The sequence below is a fragment of the Salinibacterium sp. ZJ450 genome (assembly GCF_011751885.2).
Classification (GTDB): Bacteria; Actinomycetota; Actinomycetes; order Actinomycetales; family Microbacteriaceae; genus Ruicaihuangia.
Map to the genome: position 1 here is coordinate 3,683,708 of NZ_CP061771.1, position 21,522 is coordinate 3,705,229.

Sequence of the window (21,522 nt, forward strand, 5' to 3'; positions counted from 1 at the left end):
CAGCGTTATGAACTGCTGCCCTTCGCCATCTTGCGACCGTGCTCGAAGGCACCTTGCGTTCGCTAGTGAGTGAGTCGGCTGCCCGTTCAGGGTCCGGCTTGCGAGCGGCTCGGTAAGCGAGCCGAATCACGGCCTACGCCCCCGGTATCAAAGTCTGTCGAAGGGGATGAATTCACCACTTCGGATTAAGTACAGATTCTCTACAATCTCGTCCGGGCACTGTGCGCTCTCTGCGTCCACCTCCGTCGCTTCGCCCAGCTGGCCGCGATAGAGGACGCAGGTGTATAGGCGAGCGTCGTCATACGACCAGCCGCCGCCGGTTTGCGCACGCTCGGCGACGATCATTCCAACCTCAACGGAAGGTCCCCGGCTTTCGAGGTCATAGACGGCGGTCCGTATTTCTCCGAGTTCTAGAAGCTCATCTCGTCTGAGCTCACGCAGGTCGAAGCCGATCTCACTGAGCTCCTCTGCTGAGATGTCCGATACTGATGGCGATTCTGCGAAGAGTGTTTGCAAGCGATCGGAAACTGCGGCAGCGCTGTCCGCCACTTTGTCGCGCGCCAAGTCCGAGGCGCTCGCGACGCATCCGCTGAGTGTTCCCACGAGTCCGATTGCGATCAGGCATCGGGTCGACCTGGCACGGGATGCGTCGCTCTTCATGGGCTCAGTATGCCCGCCCAGCGTTGCGCCGCTGTTCATGCGCAAAAGCGGCCCCTGAAGGGGTGACCAGTGGTCTACCCACACGATCACTGGTGACCCTCGCTTGGGTGCCCTTAGCTTCCGGGGCGCGCCCGCCATGGTGGATCAGGCTTAGATGATAAGAACTCACACAGCTGACATGGTCGGGTGATGGCTTGGGTTCCAGCGGCAGCCACCAGTTGAAACCCCTTGACTCAGAACGCGTAGAAAGGGCGAGAATGCTCACCCGGAATCTCATCCGTAGGACCAGCTTTGTCACGCTAACCGCAGCGATTGCGTTCAGCCTCGCCGCATGCACCGCACCGGATGCCGCCCCGCAATCACCGGAGCCTGCCACTGCGGAGGCCACGCCAGAGCCAGTCGAGCGGAAGGCTGGTGAAGCGCTAATTAGCCCGGCGCACGTATGCGGCCAAGTAACGACCCTGAGAACCATGGAGTTGAACGCGGTTGACGGCCTGACCCATGGGGCGGTCACGCCCGCTGAGTACATCGAAACCATCGACAATGTGAAGGACGGCTACCACCATGTGCTGGTCGACGACGGTGACGTCGGCAAGGCCGTAACCGCAGCGTCGGACTACTTGAAATCTGCGGAACCCGCCGCTGATGGAGAGTCGTACGACCCGAAGACCGGTGATTGGATGAAACTGGTGTCCGCCATAGGCCAGGCTTGCCTGGCGGCAGGCTCTGACCTGACAGCGCTCCACGATTTCGGCGGCTGAGCATCCGTACGGTGGGGGAATTGAGGATGCCGGTGATACTGCACATCGGCAACCGAGTTACCCAACGCGTTGAGCCCTGTTTGGCGTTCAGATCGAATACAGGCGGTTACGAGGGTGGCGCCGATAACTGAAGGACCCGCGTGCCGCTGATGGTCGCCCTAGGTCCGATCAATTGCCTGAGTGATTTCCCGTTCCCCGTTACTCAAGCTGCTCGACGCTGATTTTCTCGTCACCGGGCGAAATGTCGAGTATGGGTTGAGGGCATTCGGTGTCTTCTGTGTCTACAAGCGCTTTCGTCGCGAGGTCGAACACAAAGTCGATGCACGCGTACACGCTCGCCTGCTCGTAGGTGAGTCCACCGCCGGTATCGGCGTCGGCGATGATCAGTGTCAGTAGACGCCCTTCGCCGTCTTCCTCTACGGCGCTGATTTGGTACGTCCATGTCCCCTCAAGGCGCTGCTGCCGGAGCTCGTCGTCCGACATGCCGATGAACAACGCGCCTGCCCTAAAGCCACCCGCTTCGGCGAACGGAACGAAACCTTCGGGCGGGAGTGACTGGATGTTCTCAGTGAAGGCGGTGCGCGCCTCAGTGAACTGAGCCTTTGCCTTATCGGTTGCCGCATCATTTGCATCGTTTACCGCGGTCATAGGCGAGCACGCTGCGGTGAGGAGAATGGCGGCGAGGTGCGCAGGGACCGCGAGCAGGCGTCTACGCTTTGTGTTTCGAACAGTTTGGGTCATGTATCCCCTTCGATCTCGCTGCAAGCTATCGGCGTTTGAGGGCTCCTCGCAAGCCACTGTTTCTAATCCCCGTGCGCCCGGCCGAGGTCGGTCCATTGCGGTGTCTGGCGAGCCACGACGACAAGCACGACAAGCGCCAGAGCGACAACCACCGCCATCGATCCCTGAGCTCACCGCTCATTACTCGCCGGAGTCGTGTGTCAGTTCTTCTGCAATGCGGCTGACCGACCGATCACAAACCACAGGATCGGACCGATCAGCGGGAAGAAGAGAACGACTAGTACCCACAGCACTTTCGGTGTCGGCTCGGACGGGGTGTGGGCGATGCTCACGAGCGCCCAAATCGCTAGGGCCAGTGGAACGAGCCCGAAGAACAGAAAGCCCAGCGTGAAAAGATCCAAGTAATCCTCCGGGAACGTTGATTACCGCGAGCGTAGCGCGAACGATGAGCTCATGGCCGGACTCTGTTCGCTTTCGCAATTCTTCGGCGGATTTTCCGCATCTCGATCCTTAGTGTTGCGGTGGTATCGGTGACGGGGACATGTTCTCAAGCACAGCGCCTGCTTCGTCGCCCACCGAGAGGATTGTGTGCGCGTCGAGGTTCAACGTGTCGCCGGGATGCAGGTTCCATACACCGCTTCGCCGTACTGAGTTCAGCGTGCTCAAGTACGCCAGGTTCACGCAGAACCGCTCAGCGACGATCGCGCCTACATCCCCGGGCGCGACAACGTAGGCGACCGGTGTGCCATTTTCGTTGTTCGTCGGCGTTCCGTTCGCGAACTCGCGGGGCCCACCATCAGACGGAATCTGCTGCTTCCACCCCACTACTTGTTCTGGGTCGTCGCGTGCGGTGAACTCCCACGGGTGGCACTCGTTGCTCGGCACAGTCGGAGGTATGAAGCTCGACTCAGGTGGCGGGGCTGGTGTTGACGAAGCTGAGGCCGTCGGGGTCGGAGACGGTGATGCAGAGACGGTCGCAGCGGGTGTCGGCAGGACGATCGAGGTGGTTGCGCAGCCAGCAAGGACACCAACTAGGAGCACGAAAGGTACAGCTGCCCGTCGGACGCTCATTGCTGCTCCTGCTGTTCGATGACTCTCGCCCCTCTAGTGGGCGAGTCGGTCTTTTGGTGGTTGTTACCGGTGCTGTGCGAGATCGATGAAGGAGGTTGGCGCTCCAACGGAACGTTCTTGAAGATCGCCGCGACAGCTGCCTTGAGCCGTATTCACCTCTGTAGCCTGCCCCACGCACCTACTGGCGTCAATGAGCTGCGCGACCACACGTCCGTCTGCTGGCGCGCTTCGCGCGTTTGCTGCGGCATCAGGTTCGAACGGTGCCCGTTCAGGGTCCGGTTTAGGGCCGGCGTTCTGCCAGAGACAAACCACTGCCGCCGCGACCACTCCCTTCATCCGCGATCCCGACGTAACATCGTCAGCATGAGCAGCAGCGCGGGAAGCTTCTCCTTCACCGTCGACGCCCTCGGCGCGACGGCCCTGCTCACCGACAGCGCAGAAGCCAAAGCAGCCACCTACGCCTACGACGCCTGGGGAACCATCACCATGACGGGCGCGCAGGCGGCCAACAACAAGTGGGAGTACGCCGGCGGAGACCACGACGCCGCGACCGAGTCGGCGAAACTGGGTGCCCGCCACTCCAACCCGGTGATGGGCCGATTCACCCGGGTCGATACCCAGCAGGCCAGACCCGCACCGATACCCATACGCGGGCTGCAATCCCAGCAACGCAGGAACTGCAGCCACGGTCTGGGAATCCCTGTCGCCACAATCGGCGCAGCGTTTGCCCTTGCTGGCATCGCGTATGGCGCAGTGGCGGTGACTGGCGGACTGATCTGACTCTATTCGAGTAGCTGTCAACGAGAGGAGAAACGAGATGACGAAACCGCTTTGGCGGATCCCCTTTACGGGCGGCTATTGGAACGAGATCTGGGAGGGCCGACTGCTCTTGCTCGTGATGACGCCGCTCTACCTGGCGGCGGCTATCCTGGCGATTCTGGTCGTGGTGAACTTTGCGACACCCGCCGCCGGTGTCGTCGGCGTATTCGCGCTCACTCTTGCGGCAATACCCGCCGGAGTGAGAGCAACGGCCGCGCGGCTACAGCCCGAGAAGTATGCTCAACCGAGCTCCGTCTTTCGGGCCTTTTGGTTGTGCTTGGGATGGGCTGCCGGCGTAGCAGTTGTGGTTGGTCTTGTATGCGCTTTCGGCGGGTCCATCAGCTACATACTGCCGTGGCTATTCCTGGTTGCGCTTGCTTCGGTACCCCCGCTGACGCTGTTGTACATTGCTGCTCGACGATCCTCGGGACTCGCCTAGTCGTTATGTCGGCGCTGCGTTGACGTCAAGAAACGGATTCTCCCTCAGTCGCCCGAGTCGAGACACCAATCGCACCAGCCTGCCCCCTGCCCGTACAGGGTCCGACTTCCGATGGCGCCCACGGCGAGGTGGTACTTCCAAGCACCCACCAAATGGCTCCAATTCGGACTTGATGCTGACGATCTGGAACCACTGCACACCGACTCTCGCGGCAAAAAAGGGCTTATCGCGGTAACTCGTGAGCCACGACGATGAGCACGGTGAGCGCCAGCGAAACAACGACCGCCACCGATCCCGGCACCCACCACACGACCCGGCGCCATCTCGGCGATCGAACATGCCTGAGACCGACGCCGCCGAGCAGGACGGCACCCACGCAGATGAGTGTCAGCACCGGAAGAGTCCGGTGCAGGGCCCGTCCGTATTCTTGCGCCGCAGGCAATTCCGCAGGCGGCCCACCAATCCCGCCGATGCCGATCAACCAAAGGACCACCAGAAGACCAGCCCCTAGGACAGGAATGACCAGCGCGAGTCCCAATCCGGGCAGCAGGTAACGCCCGCCCGGTAGGAGAATCAGGCACAAATATCCCGTCACGGCGACAAGGGCTCCTGCGGCGAATGCGTATGCGATGCCCAGCCACAGCCCTTCATCTATGTCACCGCCAAAGGTCATGAACTCTGACGCGCTATCGGCACCTATGGACGCCACACCGAACGACAAAGGCACTATGCCGAGAGCAACGACGATCGTTACCGTCAACTGCGTCCCTAGCGTGGCAGCTGGGGACCAAGCAGTCTTCACGATCGAAACTTCGTCGCTCACGTTGCTCCTATTCAGGGCCCCGGCTGGGGCTGACCGTCGGACCGGATGCAGCGGCCAGAGATTCGAGATGCGCCGCAGTCTGTTCTGTCGCGTCAGCTATTCGACGAAGAGCGGCAACGATGCTGATGCTTGAGAACAGGACGAGCAGAATCAGGATGACAAGCAGCCACATGGGATCCATCTCGCGATCCTATCGATCGAACGCATCCGGGCCTTCCAACTGCTTCGGTGTATTGCCGGCGCCCGTTCGAGGTCGGAACGGGCACTGAGCATACCGACCCTGAAGACTGTTCACTTGTTATTGTCAGCCCATGGCTGCGGACCAGCACGGACCGCAGCCCACAAGACAGCGCTCTACCCATCCGGCCGTATTGGTGTTGCAGCTGTCGGTGGCGCTGGTGTTCCCGCTCCCCGCTGTCGGTGCGCTACACATAGTCGGTCTTCTCCTGGTTGGGGAGGTGTGGTCACTTGTCACCGGGGACGACCTGTGGACCTTCCTCGGTAACTTGAGAGATAGAGGGGTGAAACAGCCATGAAAAGCGAACCGACCGTCAAAGCGTCGCAGTGGGCGACGATCGCAGGCCTCGTGCTCGCCGCTATCGCTGCGCTCCTCCTCGTCGGCCACCTTGCCGTTGATCTGGTGACCACGAACGTCGATCCGAAAGACCACGTCGTCGAAGCGATCTACGAGAACGGACGGGAAACCGAGGGCGTGGACTACGTCGACGTCCTCTACAACACCCCGTACGACACCCAAGTAAGCCCTGTCGGCGTCATCACGCTGGAACCAGGCCTGCCAATAGTTGAGGAGCATCGTGCCGTCGACGCGGTCGAACAGTGGTTCGACGAGATCCGGTACCGGTACCCGCTAGCAGTGTTCACCGTCATCGTGGAATCCGAAGACGGTGAACAGCTGCTCAAGCTGACCGGGTGAGGCTAAGGGAGTCGCGTGTAGTTGTTTGACAGTTCTGCCACCCGGTTCACCAGGGCCCCCGCCAGGGCGCTGAGGTCGGCCGAGGCCATGTCCTGCAGCAGCACACCCCTCTGATCCAGAAAGAAGGTCCTCGCGCCGTTGAACAGAAGCCGGTCGTTGGTGTCGGCCGGCTGCTCGTATACCTGCTCAGCGATCGACAGTCCTCTCTGCACCGATTCCCATCTCAGGCGAACGAACTTGTCGTACGAATTCTCGTCAATTGTGATGAATAATGCTCCAATAGGTCTCGAACCATAGAAGGGTGGCTGCGGTGCTGACGAAACGCAGAACCACAGCAGCCATCCTGATGGCTTCGGTGATAACTCTCGGAACTGCAAGCTGTGCGGGCAGCGAGATGCCAGGCCCGACAGAGCCAGCAATCGAAGACTCAGGCGCGGTGTTCGTGATGCCCGAAGTGACGCCACAGGCGTGCGATGACCCTGAACTTCGCGCAGCGGTCGAAGAGGCGCTCGCGTCTCCGATAGAGGGCCCACACAACGCCATGCTCGCCGACCCAGCAGAGGTCCCAGAAGATGACCGATCGTCTCAAATCGCGACATGGCAGGGGCTGTCAGCCTACGAACTGGACTACCAGCTGTGCCTCCGCCGCATGCAGTGGAACGTCCTTAGGTCTGAGTAGGCGGCTGCAGGCCTTACGGTAGTTGTTCCCAGCGAGGGCATAGACGTGCGGGTCACTGTCGATGCGCATTGCGGGTACGTCGACCCCGTCGATCGGGAGGGTGACAGATTCGATGTGCCGCTCGGTCACGGGGGAATCTAGCTCGCCGGGGATGCCACCGACCACTCGTTGCTCGCGGAATTGGTTCATCAGGACGTAATCGACGTGCCCGACCAGCGTTGATTCTGGTGTTTGCCACGCGGTGTCATACGCCCACGCTCACCCGAGTGTGATCGGTCCGCTGCTCGGTGCTCGTCCACGTAATCGCAGTTCCTCCACAGCTGGCGGACCCAGCGCAGCTTCAGATATTCGTCCCGTTAGACGTCCGGCGATCGGGCTGAAGCTCACTCGCTGGGCCTCGTCTGTGACTTTTGGTGCCCTTTGGCGGCCTTGGGCCATTGCTACGGCCGGGATCGTTGCGCAACGATCTGCAGTGTGGTCGTAGATCATGTTCTCCTGGACTCGAGTGCGGAGTCGGTCTACTGCGCTGCGATCCGGCTGACAACGAGCATGTCCGTAGCCTGCTTCTGAAAGCGGTATGGCACCGGCTGGACCTCCGCCGCGAGGCCACACTCCGGCAATTGTGCGAGCACCTGCCGCAAAAGGTCCTCCGCTGGGGCGCCTGTGTAGTCGACGAGCGGGTAAACACGCACTTCACGTGCGACGCGGGCCATTTCGAGTAGAGCGCTGACGTGGAAGTCTGTGTCCAGCCGGTCAGCATAGGTAAACAGCAAGTGTGAGCACAGCGCGACGTCGAAACTGGCATCGGCGAATGGCAAGTCGGGTAGACCACCGGCGACGTATCGTTCGGGCTCGGCCGCCTTATGGGCGATGAAGCGTTCAGCCGCTTTGCGGCGGATGTCGGCGTGGGCGGCGGGGCTACCGTAGAACGTCCAGTCGTACCGGTCGGATCCGGCCGTCGCGTGCGCGTTTGCGCGCTCAGCCTCGGCCATCACGCGTGCACTCAGCGTGTCTGCTGGTTGGTTGTACACCGGGTCGACGGCAATAGCGTCACTGCCATCCGTGGTGAGTTCGGCGACGACGCTGGTCGCGCCGCCAGGGCAGTCGAGAATGCGTTTCTTTCGGTCGTCTGAAGTTAGGGCGAAGAACGCGCTGTATTCAGCGAGGTTACGGGCACTGATGAGGTAATCGCCGATGTTGTCAGGGTCATACGGACTGGTCATGTTTCCTCCGGAGGGTTGTGTCGGAGGGCAACAGAAAAGACCCACCGACTTCGGGTGGGTCTGGTTGCGCAGAACGCCTGAATCAGCCCACCGAGAAGGTGGGCCACCAAGCCGTCGTCATGTGCATAACTCGAAACATACCAGCCCTGCGAGCCCGTAGATCCAGCAAGCGTAGATACTGATGGCATGAGCTCCTTTGCGTGGTCAGACTCCGTCAGCGAACATCCGCCCGTCGCCGTCTTGCTGCCCGGCGGGAGGTACCCCGTCGAAGGACCGCTGCTGTATTGGTGTGCCGAAATGCTCGCGGAGTCGGGCTGGCATGTCGAAGCCGTGCGATGGGACACGACCGAGCAGGAGCCAGAAGACCCTGTGTCATTTGTGGAGAGCGCGGTTGCGGCGGCTTTCGCGGCAGCGCCCAGCGCATCGCGGCGGCTCATTGTCGCCAAGTCATTTGGCTCGTTCGCGCTACCTTGGGCGGCACGCAACGGCGTTCCCGGAATTTGGTTGACCCCGATTCTCACCAGCGACGCCGTTCGCGCGGGGCTCCTGGCTGCAACGGCAGCTGATGTCGCGATCGGGGGCGACGCTGATGATCTTTGGCCGAACGAAGTCGCGGACTCGACCGCCCGGCTCATAACGGTTTCGGGAGCCAACCACGCACTCGAACTCGCTGGCGACTGGCGATCCTCCGTCTCACTGCAAGCCGACCTATTTGACCAGGTGGCGGAGCATATCCAGCGTCTTGAGGTATTGAGTTACACCGCCCGTTGAGGGTCCGGCCTGCGGCGCGATGCGTTACGCCAATTGCAGTCATCAGCTGCCGGCCCGGCGCAACGGGTCGTGAGTGCGCTAGGTTCGACCCGTGACCAGTGTGGCGACGCGAAGGCGATGGTTGCCTGTTTGTTTCGCTGTAATCGTGCTGGTGTTCCTTGGCGGTTGTACCTCGGTTTCGCCGAATGCCTGGCGGGTGGCGCCGATCGAATTCGATAACGCCATGGAAGGTGACCGCGAGGACCTGATCGATGTCAGCTACCCGATGGCGAAAATCACGACGGACACGGCGGGCGGGATTTGGACCGAGTCGGCGGGGTCATGGTTGCACCTGGACGAGAACGGGAACACCCTGCGGCGGTTCAACGCCGAGATGATCATGACGGTGCACGGAATATCGGCGGTGTCGCCGTCGGTCCTCGCTGTATCGCGGACCGACCGGGAGAACGCTTCCGGCGCCGGTACAGGGCTTTTCCTGTATGACACGGACGCCGGAACCTGGGACGCCGTGGGTGTCGACGCTGAGACGACCGGCGACGTGGTGGTGGATGCAGCGGGACGGATCGTCTTCGTTGATTTCCTCGGCGCGGTGGTGCCCGGGGCGATGGGTGGCTCCGTCAATTCGGATGCGCCGACGCCGTTCGCGATTCGAGCGCTCGATTCAAGCGGCAGGCAAACGACGGTGTTGGAGGCTGATCCGGGCCTGACCGCGACAGCTGTTGCTATCGACACCGATTCCACCGGCACGGTCTACGTCAGCACGGAACGGGAAACCTTCTCCGTTGGAATCGACGGAACCCGAACACCGATAAGCACACATGCAGGACGGCAGCCGGTGCTTGCGGTGAGCGCCGGCGGCGATGTGCTTGCCCCTGCTTCGCGCGAAGGCGGCACGGACGTGGACTGGGCGATGGTGCGCGGCTCCTCTGAAGCCAGGGACGTCATGTCGCAGGATGGCGACTGCACAGCAAAAGAGGAGGGCGGACTTGCCCTCTTTCGGGCGGGGAAGGCGACATCCCTGCCGTTCACCTGCGGGGTGAGAGGGGCGGCCTGGATCGACGAGTCGACATTCGTTGTCTCGATCGGTTCCGAATCGGGAGCGATCCTCACCACCTTCACCCCGCCGGCAAGCAATCAAGACCGCTAGGGATACCCTCCCGGCTCATATCCCGAATCTGCGAGCAGACTAGTCAAACTTGCCCGCTGAGGGTCCCGCCTGCGGGCGCCCACTTTGGTTCGAGGGAGGGATCCCGCGGGTCGCCGTTAACCGCGAACGGCACATGCCTCCCCGCGGTACAAGCCGCGGAAAGGAACTGAGGTAGGTGCCCTCAGTCAGCTCTCTTGAGCTGACCGTATCCAGGTCCCCTCTAATCGGTCGGTCGACGAGACGGTGAACGCACCCGACCGGTGAACAGCCAACTGCAGGCCGCGATGAATAGTGGCAACGCGATTACGATCGCGACCACCTGCAACGGCGGTGCGGCGAATGGCATCGCGCCGGTTAGCCCGGTGGCTGCTGTCGGTGACAAGCCCAGCAGGCCTCCGATGAGCGCTCCTAATCCAACGATGACGATGGCCTGCCAGAACCCGAAGTTGCGTCTGACTGCTGGGCTCGCGCCGATAGAACTGAGCGTGGCGTCATCCCGGCGTCCTTCGACCCGTGCCAGACCCAGCGCGACTGCCGATGCAGCGAGAGCTATCAGCGCGGCAACCGCAACCACCGCCCAGCCGGTCGTACCGATGGTGTCGGATGGCCCGGCCTCATATCGCAGAAGCAAGTCCTGTCCGCCCAGCGCGCGAAGCGATGCCCTCGCCGCGTCGAGCTGCGCGTCTGTCGGAGGTCCGTCGAGCGCCGCGAGAATCCGGTACTCCACGAGTTCCAGGCCGAGGTCCTTCGCAGTCTCCGCGAGCATGAACGCGCCGAAATAGATTGAATGTTCCGGCTCCTGCACGACCGCGCTCAGACTCTCACTACGCTCCGCGATGACGGTGTCGTTGCCCATCGCAGCCTCGTGCAAGTCTGATGCGCGACGCCATTCCAGCAGGATCGTTCCGTCGTCGCGGACATACTCGGAGTACAGCGCAACCGCCCCGCCGTTCTGCAGGGTTTCCTGTGCGGCCTCACTCACGGGAGTGTTCAGGACCAGTGCGAGATCGGAGACGGAGCCCGCCCAGATCCTGGGACCCAGCCCTTCCGTAACGAGGTAGGTCGGGGTGCCGCAATCCTCCCAAGATGACCCTTGGGAGGCCGGCTCGCACTGGAACTTGTCGGGAAGAACGAGCTGAGGAACCAGAGTGACATCGCTCGGAGCGCGTAAGTGAAAGCTTTCCTCGCCCGAAAGGACTCGAACGTCGCTTGAATTCAGCTGGGCCTTGAGCGCGTCTGCCACCGCGTCGGCGATCGGGAGAACCGTCGGGCGTCCCGCTGCTGCGTCCCAGCTATTGAGTTCGACCACCACCTGTCCGCGCGCATTCCAGTGCTCGTAGGTCTCGCTAGACCTCGCCTCGGCGCTTCCGATGTAACCGATCACCACAGTGCCGAGAAACACGGCACCCATCACCGCCGCGAGCGCCGGAACCGAGCGGGCGGGGTTTCGTGCCGCGTCGCGGGTGGCGAGCCGCGCGCCCAGGCCAAGCCGACCCAGCACACGACTGGCCAGGATTAGCAACGTCGGAGCGACCAGGATCGCTCCGGCCTGAGCCAACACCGGTCCGGCGAAAACCGCGATCCAGGCCGCCGAGAAGAGAGGCACGTTCGAGATGAATCCTTCCCGGCTCACGACTGTTGCCAGCACGGCGGCCGCGGCCAGGGTCAACCCAAGACCTACACCGAGCAGAGTGAACCCCACCCATCGCCTATGCCTGCTTGGTCGCGCTGGACGGCGTGCACCTCGCAGTGCGGCGACAACGTCGATGCGTGACGCCGCCCACGCCGGTACCAGTGCCGAAAGCCACCCGACCAGGATCGCGAACAGAGCCACGCCCACAAGGACTGGGAACGAAAGGTGATACCCCCAGTACTGAGTTCCGCTGCCGTCGGCCGTGAATGCCATGAAGGCTGACCCCGCCGCGATGCCGAGGCCCAGTCCCATGATGCCGCCGGCCGTACCGAGAACGAGGCCACCTGCCGAGACGATTTGGAAGAGCGTGCTGCGTTGTCCGCCGGAGCTGGCGACAATTGCGAGGCTGCGCTGTTGCCGCCTCGCGCCGACGACGAAGGCGGCCCCGGCCAGCAGGGCGACCTCCACGACCGCGAAGGCGGCCCCCACCGCGGTGATCATGATCACGGAAACCACAGGCCCCTGCACGGCGCCGGAATCCTGGAGCTGGTAGGTGCCCGGCGGTGGTGGTTCGAGCAGCACGGATCGCGACCACACCACGGCGCCGTGCTGATTGAGCCGCTGCACGGCATCCCAGTCGAGCTCCTGATCGAGAACGAAGAAGGAGTCGCCCGGCGCAGCCTTCGGTTGCCCGGTGAAGGCACCCAGCGAGCCGAACAGCAAGGGCTTGGAGTCCGGGTGCTCGGCGGCATCAACGACACCGACCACCAGCGCGTCGCGGGCTGGGTCAAGCACCCGCACGGACTCGCCGAGGCGGGCCCCGAGGCGTTCCAGCGCCGCTGCGGTGGCCATCACCTCGCCGTCGCCGGCCGGCACACGACCCGCCGTGACCGTGTACTTCGGCTCGAAATCGGGTTCCCACACGTCACCTTCATAAGCCGTCATGCCCGTGACGCCCGCCGCCGACTCGACGGTCACGTCGGTCTGTCGGACCGCAACCACCGTTGCGTCTGGAAGTAGCGCGAACGGGTCGGCGAGCGCGGCATCCGGTTCCACATTGACTGGAGATCCGTGACTGTCCTGATCCTGTTGGTACCAGAACGGGCTCGTCGGACTCTGTACTAGCGACGGGTCGGGCGCGCTGACTAATTCGAAGCGGGCATCTGTACTGCCCAGTTCCATCGTGACGCTCTCTTCACTGGTCGGGAGCATACTCATCCCGACCAGCGCGACCCCGCTCAACCCCGCTACCGGGATCGCGATCATGGCGATAATCAGTGCACTACGTCCCTTGGACTGCCAGGCCGATCGGCGGGCGAGCCGGAGAGCGGCTCGAAACGTTGCCCGGCGACTCACGCGAGTGCTCCGTCGAGCAGCGAGTCCGGCGAGCTTTGTCGGGATTCGTCAATGATTCGCCCGTCGCGCAAGAAAATGATCCGATCGGCCCACGCCGCATGCCGAGCATCGTGGGTGACGAGGATGCCGCCGGCTCCCGCGTCGACACGGGAGCGCAGCATCCGCAACACGATCTCACCGGTCGCGCTGTCCAACGCCCCCGTCGGCTCGTCGGCGAGGATCAGCGCTCGCCCCCCGACCACGGCGCGGGCGATCGCGACCCGCTGCTGCTGCCCGCCGGACAGGTCGTCCGGGTAGTGGCTGGCCCGATCAGTGAGCTCGACCAGGCTGAGTGCGTCAAGCGCGGCACGGCGGGCCTTGCCCGTCTTCCACCCGTCGAGTTCCAGCGGCAGCGCAACGTTCTCTAACGCGGTCAGCGCGGGGATCAGGTTGAAGTCTTGGAACACGAACCCGAGGCTCCGGCGACGCAGCGCGGCCACCTGCTTCGATGACGCGTCGCTCAGCCACTGCCCGTCCACGATGACCTCACCGCTGGTCGGGGTGACCAGGCCCCCGGCGATGGTCAGCAGGGTCGACTTACCGCTGCCGGATGCGCCCATCACGGCGACAAGTTCGCCGCGTTTTACGGTTAGGTCGATCCCGGCAAGGGCGGTGACCGAGGTTTCGCCCTTGCCGTAGTGCATGGCCACCCCGTCCAGTCGCAGCAGCTCGGTCGCGCCGATCGGTTCGCGGCTCATCGGGTTACCTCCGAGACGGTGCTCGCGCCGTCTTTGCTAGGACGGCCCTTTTTCGGGATCTCCGCGATTGGGACCGCGGTGACGACGCCTGCCTTGGTCGCTCGGGCCAGTCGTGCCTCGGTGTGGTCGAGCCAGCGCACCTCGGCTTCGGTCTGGAAGATCATCGAGTCGATCACCAGCTGCCAGGCCAGGTCCTCGGTTGTTGCCGGGTCGCCGCCGCCCGCCTTCGCCCGAGTCAGCTCCTGCAGCGTCTTCAATGTTGAGACTCGCTGCGTCTGGATGATGTCGGTGATCTCCACACCGGGCAGGGTGATTGCGATGGCCAGCTTAATCGCCAGCTCGTCCTTGGTCGTGGTCGATCGCGGCACGGGCGAGTGCAGCCAGGCGATCGCCTCGGTGTGGCCGGCGTGGGTGATGTTGTAGAACACGTGACCCTCGGCATCCGTGTCACCCTTCACCACCATGCCGTCGCGCTCCAAACGGTCCAGCGTGTTGTAAATCTGCCCAACGTTTAGCGGCCACGTCGATCCGGTACGGCGCTCAAACTCCGCCCGCAACTGGTACCCGTAACTGGGCCCCTGGTCGAGGATGGCGAGAAGGCTCTGACGAACGGACATGTGGGGCTCCTGCGGTTCGGTACTGCACCGAGTGCGACACCAACGTTGTGCCGTACATGCCGAGTATATGCATACTCGGCATTTATCCCGTCATTCCTCGCTAGCGTGTCACGTCAGCTCGCAGCCACCCGTCGGGAACCTTCCCGCTTGCTCCTTTGAGGCATCACCCCCTGTTCCGGCTTTGCTCAACCGCGTCATAAATTTGTTGAGAGTCGTGCCCGTTGAAGGTCCGGCTGCCGGAGCAGCAGTGCTGATGGTCGAGGGGGGCGGCTGAGAATCGTGCCCTCGGCGCGATCCGCGGGTGAGGTGCGTCGACGCAGCTGAGAAAATTGTGCCGGTCGTGATCGTTTCGGCGCGGGGCGGACATGTTCAAGGTGTAGGCATTTCCCACCTGTGAAGGAGAACGACATGATCACCGATCCCGACCGCGAAGATGACACCTTGGACGCCTTGCTGACCGAGACCGCGCCGTACAGGCACGAGCCGAACCCGGGGATTCTGGATGAGTTGCCGAGCATGGTTGTCGGTGCTGAACGTGAGGCGCGCCCGCTGGGTGTCTTGCGTCGGATGCCGCGTCTGGCCGTCGCCGGGGTGGCCGCTGTCCTCGTGTTGGGCGGTGCCGGGGCCGCTGCTGCGGCGACGTTCGCCGGGTGGTCGCCGTGGGCGCAGACCCCGGATGCCGTGTACACGTACACGCTTCCGAGCGGTGCAGTGTGCGAGAACCGGTTGGGCGACGTACGGGGGCAGGACCCGGCGATCACCGAAGCGATCCGCACATTCGTCGGCGGAGTCGACATCCTCGCTGTCGCCGACATCGACGCAGCGCTTGAGCTCATGCGCGAGCAAGGAACTACCCAGCACTTAGAGAATGGCACCGAGGAGCCAGGCGGCTACGGGACGGTGCACTACAACGCGGACGTCGAATACAACCTTGCCGTGAACCAAGCGGTGAGTGCTGTCATCACGAATGAACTGCTACGGCAGGGTTTCGATCTCGAAACCGACACCGGTCTGAGCTACGCTGGCGAGTCCCACTGCCCGGGCGCTGACTGGTGACCCGCGGCAACAGCGCGGCTGGGGATCGGCTCACCGACGTGCTGGCAGGTGCGTCTGCGGATCTGCTGGCCTACTGCCGGCGGCGAGCAGCCCCGGAGGACGCCGCGGATTTACTGGCCGAGACGATGGTCACCGCCTGGCGACGCGTCGAGCTGCTGCCGTCCGATCCGGAGCAGGCGCGCATGTGGCTGTTTGGGATCGCCCGCAACATGCTGCTGAACGCCGACCGCGCCGACCGCCGCCGCAGTCGACTGGCCGACCGGATGCGAAGCCTGCTGACCACGGATGCGCAGATGTCAGCCCCGCCGGCCGATGCCGGCTCGGAGGTGCTGGACGCGATCGCACGCCTCGAACCCGAGCTGGCCGAACTGGTCCGGCTCGTGCACTGGGACGGATTCAGCCTCGCCCAAGCCGCTGAACTCACCGGTATCCCGGCCCCGACAGCACGCGGACGCTACCACCGGGCCAAGGAGGCACTTCGGGCAGCCTTGGGGGTCACGGTCCACGACTAAACATTGCGCCTATGTGAGTGCGGCGGGTGGCCGCGACCCGAGCCGATCCGACCACCCGCCAAGCACGACCTGCAATCGGGACGCCGGCACTGTGGGCTGCCGGAAGCCCTCATCCCTGCAAGGACTTAAGGCGCATACCGCGATTGTTTGTCTGTGGACATCACCGTTCGGCGGGCGCTGAAGTCCATCGGCGGCCAACTCCGCCCGCATGGGTCGATGCTGACCGCACAGGGCTCAGCTTGCTCTTGGCACTCGAGGTGCCCTTCGCGGAACTGACTACGGCTCCGCGGCGGAGTGGGCGCTTGTCAGTGTCCGTGCTGCTGTCGTTGGACTGTTCGATGCACGGTGGATCGGGCCACGTTGAACAGCTCGGCTAGTTCCGCAGTCGTGTGAGTCCCCGCGTTGTATACCTCCATCAGGTGTTTCTGCTGCGGGTTAGAAGGCTTGGGCTGTTTGCCGCGAAGCCGACCTTTCGCTTTGGCGACCTGCATGCCCTCCCGAGTGCGAGCCCGGATGAGATCGGATTCGAACTCGGCGACCATCGCCAGGACGTTGAAGAGCAGACGACCCACCGCGTCGTTCGGGTCATGGACCGAGCCGCCGATGCTCAACTTCACATCCTTCGCCGTGAGCTCGTCAACGATGTCCTTCGCATCACGAAGCGAACGCGCAAGCCGGTCGAGCTTTGCCACGACGAGGGTGTCGCCACTTCGACACGCGGCCAAGGCTTCCCGCAACCCAGGCCGTGCTCTGTTGGTTCCGGTGAGCCCGTGATCGGTGTAGATCAGGTTCGGTTGAACGCCCAGATGCTCCAAGGCGTTTTGTTGGGCGGTTAGGTCCTGTTCATTCGTGGACACGCGTGCGTATCCGATGAGTAGTCCATTCATTCACAGACACTCATCGGGTTCGGCGAACCGGTCAAGGCGTCCGTTGAGGGTCCGACTTCCGAAGGCGCCCACGGCGAGGTGGTACTTCCAAGCACCCACCAAAATGGCTCCAATTCGGACTTGATGCTGACGATCTGGAACCACTGCACACCGACTCTCCCGGCAAAAAAGGGCTTATCGCGGTAACTCGTGAGCCACGACGATGAGCACGGTGAGCGCCAGGGAAACAACGACCGCCACCGATCCCGGCACCCACCACACGACCCGGCGCCATCTCGGCGATCGAACATGCCGGAGACCCACGCCGCCGAGCATCACGGCACCCACGCAGATGATTGTCAGCACAGGGAGAGTCCGGTGCAGGACCCGTCCGTATTCTTGCGCCGCAGGTAATTCCGCGGGGGGCCCACCAATCCCGCCGATGCCGATCAACCAAAGGACCACCAGAAGACCAGCCCCTAGCACAGGAATGACCAGCGCGAGTCCCAATCCGGGCAGTAGGTAACGCCCGCCCGGTAGTGGAATCAGGCACAAGTACCCCGTCACGGCGACGAGGGCTCCTGCGGCGATTGCGTATGCGATGCCCAGCCACAGCCCTTCATCTATGTCGCCGCCGAAGTTCTTGAACTCGGACGCGCTATCCGCACCGATGGACGCGACACCGAATGACAAGGGCACGATGCCGAGAGCAACGACGAGTGTTACCGCCAGCTGAGTCACCACTATTGCGGCCGGCGGCCAACTGGTCTTGGCGATCGAGGCTCCTTCGCTCACGTTGCTATATTCAGGGTTCAGCCCTGCGATTCGACATCAGTTGCCGCCACCCTCTATCGGTGCAAAGCAACTGCGCCGTCCTCCGTCCTTTCTGAGTAGACGGTGCCGTCCGGCTCCCACCTGACCAGGTGGTTCAGTTCTCGATCACGGCCGATTGTCCAACTCAACTCAAGACCCTGATCGGCGAACGCCTCCGCTGAGACGCAGCTGGCGTCAGCCGTCCCCAGATCCGGCGTCGTCGCCACGATGCAGATGCCCTTCTTGCTCGTCGCGGCGTATACGACATAGCCGTCATTGTCCGCGTCGCTTGTCGGGGCCAAGATAATGCGGAACGAGTCATCGTCGCCATATCCAAAAGGTGTCGGGAGCGTCGGCACATCCTGCTCAGTCTGCGGGCGGTCAAACACGTCGAGTGCAACCGGCAAGGGTTGATCGGAGTTGCTGTGGGGGCGCTATTGACCTTCGTCTCCTCGATCGGAATCGATAGACGACGTGTAGCCAATGAGGATAGACGCCGATGGTTAGCGGACCGACGCACGGTTTACTCGCGGTTTCTCGGGTTAGCCCAGTCTATGCATAAAGAGTTCGACAGGGTTGCGATCTTCCTTTCAGGGGACGGCAGCGATCCAGTCTCGGATGAGGACCGTCAGTTCATGCGGGAGGAGCTCCAGGCATACTTCGCAAAGTGGGAGGACGAGCTTCAACCGTTACTCGGCGAAGTGCAGCTCTTGGCGTCCCCGAAGGTCGCTGACCTCTCCGATCGGGTGTCTGGAGCGCTGATGGAAATCACCGCTCAGGTCGAGATAGAAGGTTCGTTCTCCGAGTACTATCCGGGATGGTTTCAAGCGGATGATCTGATCAACGTCACCCGGAATGCGATGCGCGAGGAACTCGGCCTGGAAGCGGTGGGGTCAGACCGCTGGGCGCTGAGACGGGACAACGGTTGGCCGTGGCTTGATGAACGGCCACCGAGAGAGTCTTATGTGCAAGAACACGATGCTCATTGAAAGCTTTCGACGGCCGCGGTCGCACGGGGCAGCTGGAGGTATTGAGAGCGGAATACCCGAGAGAAGGTCGGTGGCGAACTGAAGTCTGGTCCCGTCGTGAGGCTGACCTTCCATCTCGCTGCCTCAACCGTCGGACCATACGGGCACGTCGGCTGACCGGGACATGGCACGGCCACGCAGCGACTCCGTTCCGACCAAGCGGCGATGCGGTACTGCGTCCCCGGGGACTATCAAATCTGTTTTGTACCCCCTAAGCTCGTCAGAGCGCTCTGCCCTGCGAGCGCGTTACGCGCGTCCTGCCAGTCTCCGGATCAGAGACGCAGCGGGATCGTGCGTGCTTCGCCTCCGGGACTGCATTCGGGTTGTACCCGGAGGCGAAACCACCAGCGCCTGAGACACCGCCCTAACTCTGCGCCGCCTTCACCGCAAGCTCCTGCAACAGTGATGCGCGCTTGGCCCCGTACCCCTCGGCAAGCGCCCACGCCCACACTCCGTTGGCGCTGACGTGCTGGCCATCCTCGATGATCTCCGCGAGGCCTCGCGCGATCGCGGGCCGCCTCGCCCACGCGAACTCGCGCAGCCGCACTCGCATCGCCTGCGACAGCACCGGCACGGATGCCCCGGGGTACACGGTCTCGTACCGGGCATCGACCGCCTGATGTGCCCGCAGCCAGGATGACTGCCAGCCGGTGATCCCCCGCTCGAGTACGCACACGTTCGTCGTCTCGCCCAGACGACCGCCCACCGACACCATGCTCAGCATGCTCGGCGTCGGCCATACCAGGAGCACGGCACTCACGTCCTGGCCGTGAAAGGCCAGCCGACCCTCCGCAACGATACCGAACTCGCGCCGCCTCGCGCGCATCGCTTCGACCCTTCTCGCCGTCATCGCATCCGGGACAACGACAAGCCCCGGCGTGGCCTGTGCCCGCAGCCAGTCGACACCGGCGCGCAGCGCGGAATCCTCCTTTGTCTCGTCGGTGAACGGCGGCAGGTAGAACAGGGTCATTCCGGCTCCTCGGGTGGAACAGGTGGTTCGGTCGGCGGTGCGGTCGGCGTGGGCGACGGGGTCGGTACGGTGAAGGTGATGCTCACGGCGTTCCCGAGCGGAAGGCTGGCACCGCTGGCTGGGCTGGTGCCCGTGATGGTCGCCCCCGAAGGCACATCGGAGACCGACGTCGGCGATGCGGCAAACCCCGCCGCCCGCAGCGCCTGAACGGCCTGCTGGTAGCTCATCCCGGCGACCGCGGGCACGAGGTTGTTTCCGGACGCGACCACGAGGTTCACGCCGGACCCCGGCGCGAGGCTGGTTCCCGGCGCGGGTTCGCTGCCGAGCACAACATCGCGCAGCTCGATCGAGTCCCGCGGGATCACCTGCCCGCGGGTGAAGCCGCTCTCGCCGAGCAGGCGCGTGGCGACCGCCAGTGTCAGACCCGCGACATCCGGAATCGGCGTCAGCACCGGCTCTGGCTCGGCCGTCGCGGTTGACGTCGGCGCCGGCGACCGGGTCGGCAGAGACGTCACGGGCGGGGCGGATGTCTCGGCCGTGGGTTCCGGGCCGGGGTCAGCGATCGCCGGCGGGGCGTCTTGCCCCAGTTGGTAGGCGATCACGCCCCAGCTGAGCAGTCCGATGATGGCGATAGCGCCAGCGGCCCCGGCGATTGCGCCCCAGCTCGGCCGATAGGGCACGAGCGGTCCCGGGCGGCGAGCGGCGGTCGTGTCCCCCGAGTCAGCGGGCGACAGACGGCCGGTGCTGAACATGGGGTCGACCGGAATCGTGTCGTCGGATGCCGGCGGCAGGGCGCTGAGCACAACCGTCCGCGCCTCGCTCGGCAGCGGGCTGTCACCGAGCGTGGCGACGGGCAGCACCCTGGTCATCGTTGGCTCGGCGGAGGCGAGTGCGCCGGCGGTGGCGGGCGCGGGTTCGGCGCCAGCAGCCATTGGGTACCGAGCCTGCGCCGCGCGCACCGCTTCGAGCATTGCAGACGAGTGTTGGTAGCGCTCGCGCACTGCCGTCGCCATCGCCTTCACGACGATCCGGTCGACCTCGCGCGGGACGCCATCTCGGGTCGCCGACGGCACCGGCGGCGGGGCCGACGCGTGCGCGCGCACGGTTTCGTCAATGCTGCTGCGCGGGTAGGGAACCTGCCCGGTGAGCAGCGTGTACAGCACCGCGCCCGCCTGGTAGACGTCACCGCGCTCGTCGACCGGTTCGCCGCGAGCCTGCTCGGGCGAGAGATAGTGGGCGTTGCCGATAATGAGTTCGCCGGCGGTGTCGCCGGGAACGCGCAGCGGGTTGCTGCCGAGTGCGGTTCGCCCTGCGGCATCCGCGAGTCCGAAATCGACCAGGCGCACCCCGTCGACGGTGATTGCTCCGTCGGGTTCGACATCGACCATGACATTGCCCGGCGACAGGTCGCGGTGCACCAATCCGGACTCATGCGCCACCGTCAACGCCCACAGCACGCCCTCGGCAATGACGAGCGCCTGCGGAATCGATACCCCGTGCACCTGCTCGAGGTGCTCGCTGAGGCTCACCCCGGCCGCGAGGTCTTCGGCGATCCAGGCGAGTTCGACGCCGCCGGCGTCGTGCACGCCGACCGCGTGCACGCGCACGATGTTCGGGTGCGCCAGGCCGGCGACCGCCATCGCCTCGGCGAAGAACGCCTCCCGCGCCGGTTCGTCGTGCGACAGGCGCGGGTGCAGCACCTTGACCGCGACCGTGTCGCCGGTCAGCGTGTCATGGGCGCGGAACACGGATGCCGTGCCGCCGCTGCCGAGCAAGTCACCGAGCCGGTAACGTCCGCTGAGCAGCTCATCCGGTCGAGCGTCGCCCTCAAGACTCATCGACGTCTGCCCTCTCCCTCTGTCGGGA

Annotated in this window: 25 protein-coding genes; 10 read left to right on the forward strand and 15 right to left on the reverse strand. The window is 63.9% G+C overall.

Annotation, left to right across the window (positions count from 1 at the left end):
* Positions 1–147: 147 nt before the first annotated feature.
* Positions 148–660 (reverse strand): hypothetical protein, encoded by a 513-nt coding sequence (locus tag HCT51_RS17880; RefSeq protein WP_166880126.1) that lies wholly within the window; start codon positions 658–660, stop codon positions 148–150.
* A 470-nt stretch (positions 661–1,130) separates the two neighbouring features.
* Between HCT51_RS17880 and HCT51_RS17885 the strand changes: the two genes are divergently transcribed.
* Complete coding sequence (locus tag HCT51_RS17885) at positions 1,131–1,421, forward strand: hypothetical protein (RefSeq protein ID WP_166880123.1); 291 nt, start codon at positions 1,131–1,133, stop codon at positions 1,419–1,421.
* 198 nt (positions 1,422–1,619) lie between these two features.
* Here HCT51_RS17885 and HCT51_RS17890 read toward each other — a convergent pair whose 3' ends face one another.
* From HCT51_RS17890 to HCT51_RS17900, 3 genes are all read right to left on the reverse strand, one after another.
* Complete coding sequence (locus HCT51_RS17890; RefSeq protein ID WP_166880121.1) at positions 1,620–2,069, reverse strand: hypothetical protein; 450 nt, start codon at positions 2,067–2,069, stop codon at positions 1,620–1,622.
* Between the two features lie 293 nt (positions 2,070–2,362).
* Positions 2,363–2,563 (reverse strand): PLD nuclease N-terminal domain-containing protein, encoded by a 201-nt coding sequence (locus HCT51_RS17895; RefSeq protein ID WP_208322643.1) that lies wholly within the window; start codon positions 2,561–2,563, stop codon positions 2,363–2,365.
* 109 nt (positions 2,564–2,672) lie between these two features.
* Entirely contained in the window at positions 2,673–3,047 is a 375-nt protein-coding gene (locus HCT51_RS17900) for a hypothetical protein (protein WP_167043856.1), read from the reverse strand.
* A 549-nt stretch (positions 3,048–3,596) separates the two neighbouring features.
* Between HCT51_RS17900 and HCT51_RS17905 the strand changes: the two genes are divergently transcribed.
* Together HCT51_RS17905 and HCT51_RS17910 are read left to right on the forward strand one after the other, a co-directional pair.
* Positions 3,597–4,013: a hypothetical protein gene (locus HCT51_RS17905; RefSeq protein ID WP_166880119.1), complete on the forward strand. Its 417-nt coding sequence runs from the start codon at positions 3,597–3,599 to the stop codon at positions 4,011–4,013.
* Positions 4,014–4,050: 37 nt separating this feature from the next.
* Positions 4,051–4,491 (forward strand): hypothetical protein, encoded by a 441-nt coding sequence (locus HCT51_RS17910; protein WP_166880117.1) that lies wholly within the window; start codon positions 4,051–4,053, stop codon positions 4,489–4,491.
* Between the two features lie 223 nt (positions 4,492–4,714).
* On the opposite strand, the gene HCT51_RS17915 is transcribed toward HCT51_RS17910, so the two are convergent.
* Entirely contained in the window at positions 4,715–5,314 is a 600-nt protein-coding gene (locus tag HCT51_RS17915; protein WP_166880115.1) for a hypothetical protein, read from the reverse strand.
* Between the two features lie 532 nt (positions 5,315–5,846).
* Between HCT51_RS17915 and HCT51_RS17920 the strand changes: the two genes are divergently transcribed.
* Positions 5,847–6,248, forward strand: a complete 402-nt coding sequence (locus tag HCT51_RS17920; RefSeq protein WP_166880112.1) for a hypothetical protein — start codon at positions 5,847–5,849, stop codon at positions 6,246–6,248.
* Between the two features lie 2 nt (positions 6,249–6,250).
* On the opposite strand, the gene HCT51_RS17925 is transcribed toward HCT51_RS17920, so the two are convergent.
* A complete protein-coding gene (locus HCT51_RS17925; RefSeq protein ID WP_166880110.1) occupies positions 6,251–6,460 on the reverse strand; it encodes a hypothetical protein in 210 nt (69 codons plus the stop codon).
* A gap of 89 nt (positions 6,461–6,549) precedes the next feature.
* Here HCT51_RS17925 and HCT51_RS17930 point away from each other — a divergent pair, with 89 nt between their 5' ends.
* A complete protein-coding gene (locus HCT51_RS17930; RefSeq protein ID WP_166880107.1) occupies positions 6,550–6,927 on the forward strand; it encodes a hypothetical protein in 378 nt (125 codons plus the stop codon).
* Positions 6,928–7,445: 518 nt separating this feature from the next.
* On the opposite strand, the gene HCT51_RS17935 is transcribed toward HCT51_RS17930, so the two are convergent.
* Positions 7,446–8,150 (reverse strand): methyltransferase domain-containing protein, encoded by a 705-nt coding sequence (locus tag HCT51_RS17935; RefSeq protein WP_166880104.1) that lies wholly within the window; start codon positions 8,148–8,150, stop codon positions 7,446–7,448.
* Between the two features lie 186 nt (positions 8,151–8,336).
* Between HCT51_RS17935 and HCT51_RS17940 the strand changes: the two genes are divergently transcribed.
* Both HCT51_RS17940 and HCT51_RS17945 read left to right on the forward strand, forming a co-directional pair.
* Entirely contained in the window at positions 8,337–8,921 is a 585-nt protein-coding gene (locus HCT51_RS17940; RefSeq protein WP_166880101.1) for a hypothetical protein, read from the forward strand.
* Between the two features lie 145 nt (positions 8,922–9,066).
* Positions 9,067–10,068, forward strand: a complete 1,002-nt coding sequence (locus HCT51_RS17945; protein ID WP_166880099.1) for a hypothetical protein — start codon at positions 9,067–9,069, stop codon at positions 10,066–10,068.
* A gap of 220 nt (positions 10,069–10,288) precedes the next feature.
* On the opposite strand, the gene HCT51_RS17950 is transcribed toward HCT51_RS17945, so the two are convergent.
* The 3 genes from HCT51_RS17950 to HCT51_RS17960 are packed head-to-tail and all read right to left on the reverse strand — an operon-like array spanning position 10,289 to position 14,411.
* Positions 10,289–13,057, reverse strand: coding sequence for an ABC transporter permease family protein (locus HCT51_RS17950; RefSeq protein ID WP_166880096.1), 2,769 nt, complete (start codon positions 13,055–13,057; stop codon positions 10,289–10,291).
* On the reverse strand, positions 13,054–13,794 hold the full coding sequence (locus tag HCT51_RS17955) for an ABC transporter ATP-binding protein (RefSeq protein ID WP_166880094.1): 741 nt from the start codon (positions 13,792–13,794) through the stop codon (positions 13,054–13,056). The genes HCT51_RS17950 and HCT51_RS17955 overlap by 4 nt, the downstream gene beginning before the upstream one ends.
* Positions 13,791–14,411: a PadR family transcriptional regulator gene (locus HCT51_RS17960; RefSeq protein ID WP_166880091.1), complete on the reverse strand. Its 621-nt coding sequence runs from the start codon at positions 14,409–14,411 to the stop codon at positions 13,791–13,793. Before HCT51_RS17960 ends, HCT51_RS17955 begins: the two co-directional genes overlap by 4 nt.
* Before the next feature lie 408 nt (positions 14,412–14,819).
* Between HCT51_RS17960 and HCT51_RS17965 the strand changes: the two genes are divergently transcribed.
* Together HCT51_RS17965 and HCT51_RS17970 are read left to right on the forward strand one after the other, a co-directional pair.
* Positions 14,820–15,467 carry a hypothetical protein gene (locus HCT51_RS17965; protein WP_166880088.1) on the forward strand — a complete coding sequence of 216 codons (648 nt, stop codon included), beginning with the start codon at positions 14,820–14,822 and terminating at the stop codon, positions 15,465–15,467.
* Complete coding sequence (locus tag HCT51_RS17970) at positions 15,464–15,979, forward strand: RNA polymerase sigma factor (RefSeq protein ID WP_166880086.1); 516 nt, start codon at positions 15,464–15,466, stop codon at positions 15,977–15,979. The genes HCT51_RS17965 and HCT51_RS17970 overlap by 4 nt, the downstream gene beginning before the upstream one ends.
* 305 nt (positions 15,980–16,284) lie before the next feature.
* Here HCT51_RS17970 and HCT51_RS17975 read toward each other — a convergent pair whose 3' ends face one another.
* The 3 genes from HCT51_RS17975 to HCT51_RS17985 all read right to left on the reverse strand — a co-directional run bounded on the left by HCT51_RS17975 (position 16,285) and on the right by HCT51_RS17985 (position 18,065).
* Complete coding sequence (locus tag HCT51_RS17975) at positions 16,285–16,866, reverse strand: recombinase family protein (protein WP_166880083.1); 582 nt, start codon at positions 16,864–16,866, stop codon at positions 16,285–16,287.
* A 174-nt stretch (positions 16,867–17,040) separates the two neighbouring features.
* Positions 17,041–17,640, reverse strand: coding sequence for a hypothetical protein (locus HCT51_RS17980; protein WP_166880081.1), 600 nt, complete (start codon positions 17,638–17,640; stop codon positions 17,041–17,043).
* Positions 17,641–17,693: 53 nt separating this feature from the next.
* A complete protein-coding gene (locus HCT51_RS17985; protein ID WP_166880078.1) occupies positions 17,694–18,065 on the reverse strand; it encodes a hypothetical protein in 372 nt (123 codons plus the stop codon).
* 147 nt (positions 18,066–18,212) lie between these two features.
* Here HCT51_RS17985 and HCT51_RS17990 point away from each other — a divergent pair, with 147 nt between their 5' ends.
* A complete protein-coding gene (locus tag HCT51_RS17990; RefSeq protein ID WP_166880076.1) occupies positions 18,213–18,647 on the forward strand; it encodes a hypothetical protein in 435 nt (144 codons plus the stop codon).
* 403 nt (positions 18,648–19,050) lie between these two features.
* On the opposite strand, the gene HCT51_RS17995 is transcribed toward HCT51_RS17990, so the two are convergent.
* Positions 19,051–19,656 carry a hypothetical protein gene (locus HCT51_RS17995; RefSeq protein WP_166880073.1) on the reverse strand — a complete coding sequence of 202 codons (606 nt, stop codon included), beginning with the start codon at positions 19,654–19,656 and terminating at the stop codon, positions 19,051–19,053.
* Entirely contained in the window at positions 19,653–21,494 is a 1,842-nt protein-coding gene (locus HCT51_RS18000; RefSeq protein WP_166880071.1) for a protein kinase domain-containing protein, read from the reverse strand. Before HCT51_RS18000 ends, HCT51_RS17995 begins: the two co-directional genes overlap by 4 nt.
* Positions 21,495–21,522 lie beyond the last annotated feature (28 nt).

Coding starts and splice junctions, on each gene's coding strand:
- HCT51_RS17910 (WP_166880117.1), top strand. CDS start 4,051: ATGACGAAACCGCTTTGGCGGATCCCCTTTACGGGCGGCTATTGGAAC.
- HCT51_RS17885 (WP_166880123.1), top strand. CDS start 1,131: ATGGAGTTGAACGCGGTTGACGGCCTGACCCATGGGGCGGTCACGCCC.
- HCT51_RS17990 (WP_166880076.1), top strand. CDS start 18,213: ATGCATAAAGAGTTCGACAGGGTTGCGATCTTCCTTTCAGGGGACGGC.
- HCT51_RS17955 (WP_166880094.1), bottom strand. CDS start 13,794: ATGAGCCGCGAACCGATCGGCGCGACCGAGCTGCTGCGACTGGACGGG.
- HCT51_RS18000 (WP_166880071.1), bottom strand. CDS start 21,494: ATGAGTCTTGAGGGCGACGCTCGACCGGATGAGCTGCTCAGCGGACGT.
- HCT51_RS17975 (WP_166880083.1), bottom strand. CDS start 16,866: ATGAATGGACTACTCATCGGATACGCACGCGTGTCCACGAATGAACAG.
- HCT51_RS17920 (WP_166880112.1), top strand. CDS start 5,847: ATGAAAAGCGAACCGACCGTCAAAGCGTCGCAGTGGGCGACGATCGCA.
- HCT51_RS17995 (WP_166880073.1), bottom strand. CDS start 19,656: ATGACCCTGTTCTACCTGCCGCCGTTCACCGACGAGACAAAGGAGGAT.
- HCT51_RS17965 (WP_166880088.1), top strand. CDS start 14,820: ATGATCACCGATCCCGACCGCGAAGATGACACCTTGGACGCCTTGCTG.
- HCT51_RS17880 (WP_166880126.1), bottom strand. CDS start 660: ATGAAGAGCGACGCATCCCGTGCCAGGTCGACCCGATGCCTGATCGCA.
- HCT51_RS17960 (WP_166880091.1), bottom strand. CDS start 14,411: ATGTCCGTTCGTCAGAGCCTTCTCGCCATCCTCGACCAGGGGCCCAGT.
- HCT51_RS17905 (WP_166880119.1), top strand. CDS start 3,597: ATGAGCAGCAGCGCGGGAAGCTTCTCCTTCACCGTCGACGCCCTCGGC.
- HCT51_RS17935 (WP_166880104.1), bottom strand. CDS start 8,150: ATGACCAGTCCGTATGACCCTGACAACATCGGCGATTACCTCATCAGT.
- HCT51_RS17940 (WP_166880101.1), top strand. CDS start 8,337: ATGAGCTCCTTTGCGTGGTCAGACTCCGTCAGCGAACATCCGCCCGTC.
- HCT51_RS17890 (WP_166880121.1), bottom strand. CDS start 2,069: ATGACCGCGGTAAACGATGCAAATGATGCGGCAACCGATAAGGCAAAG.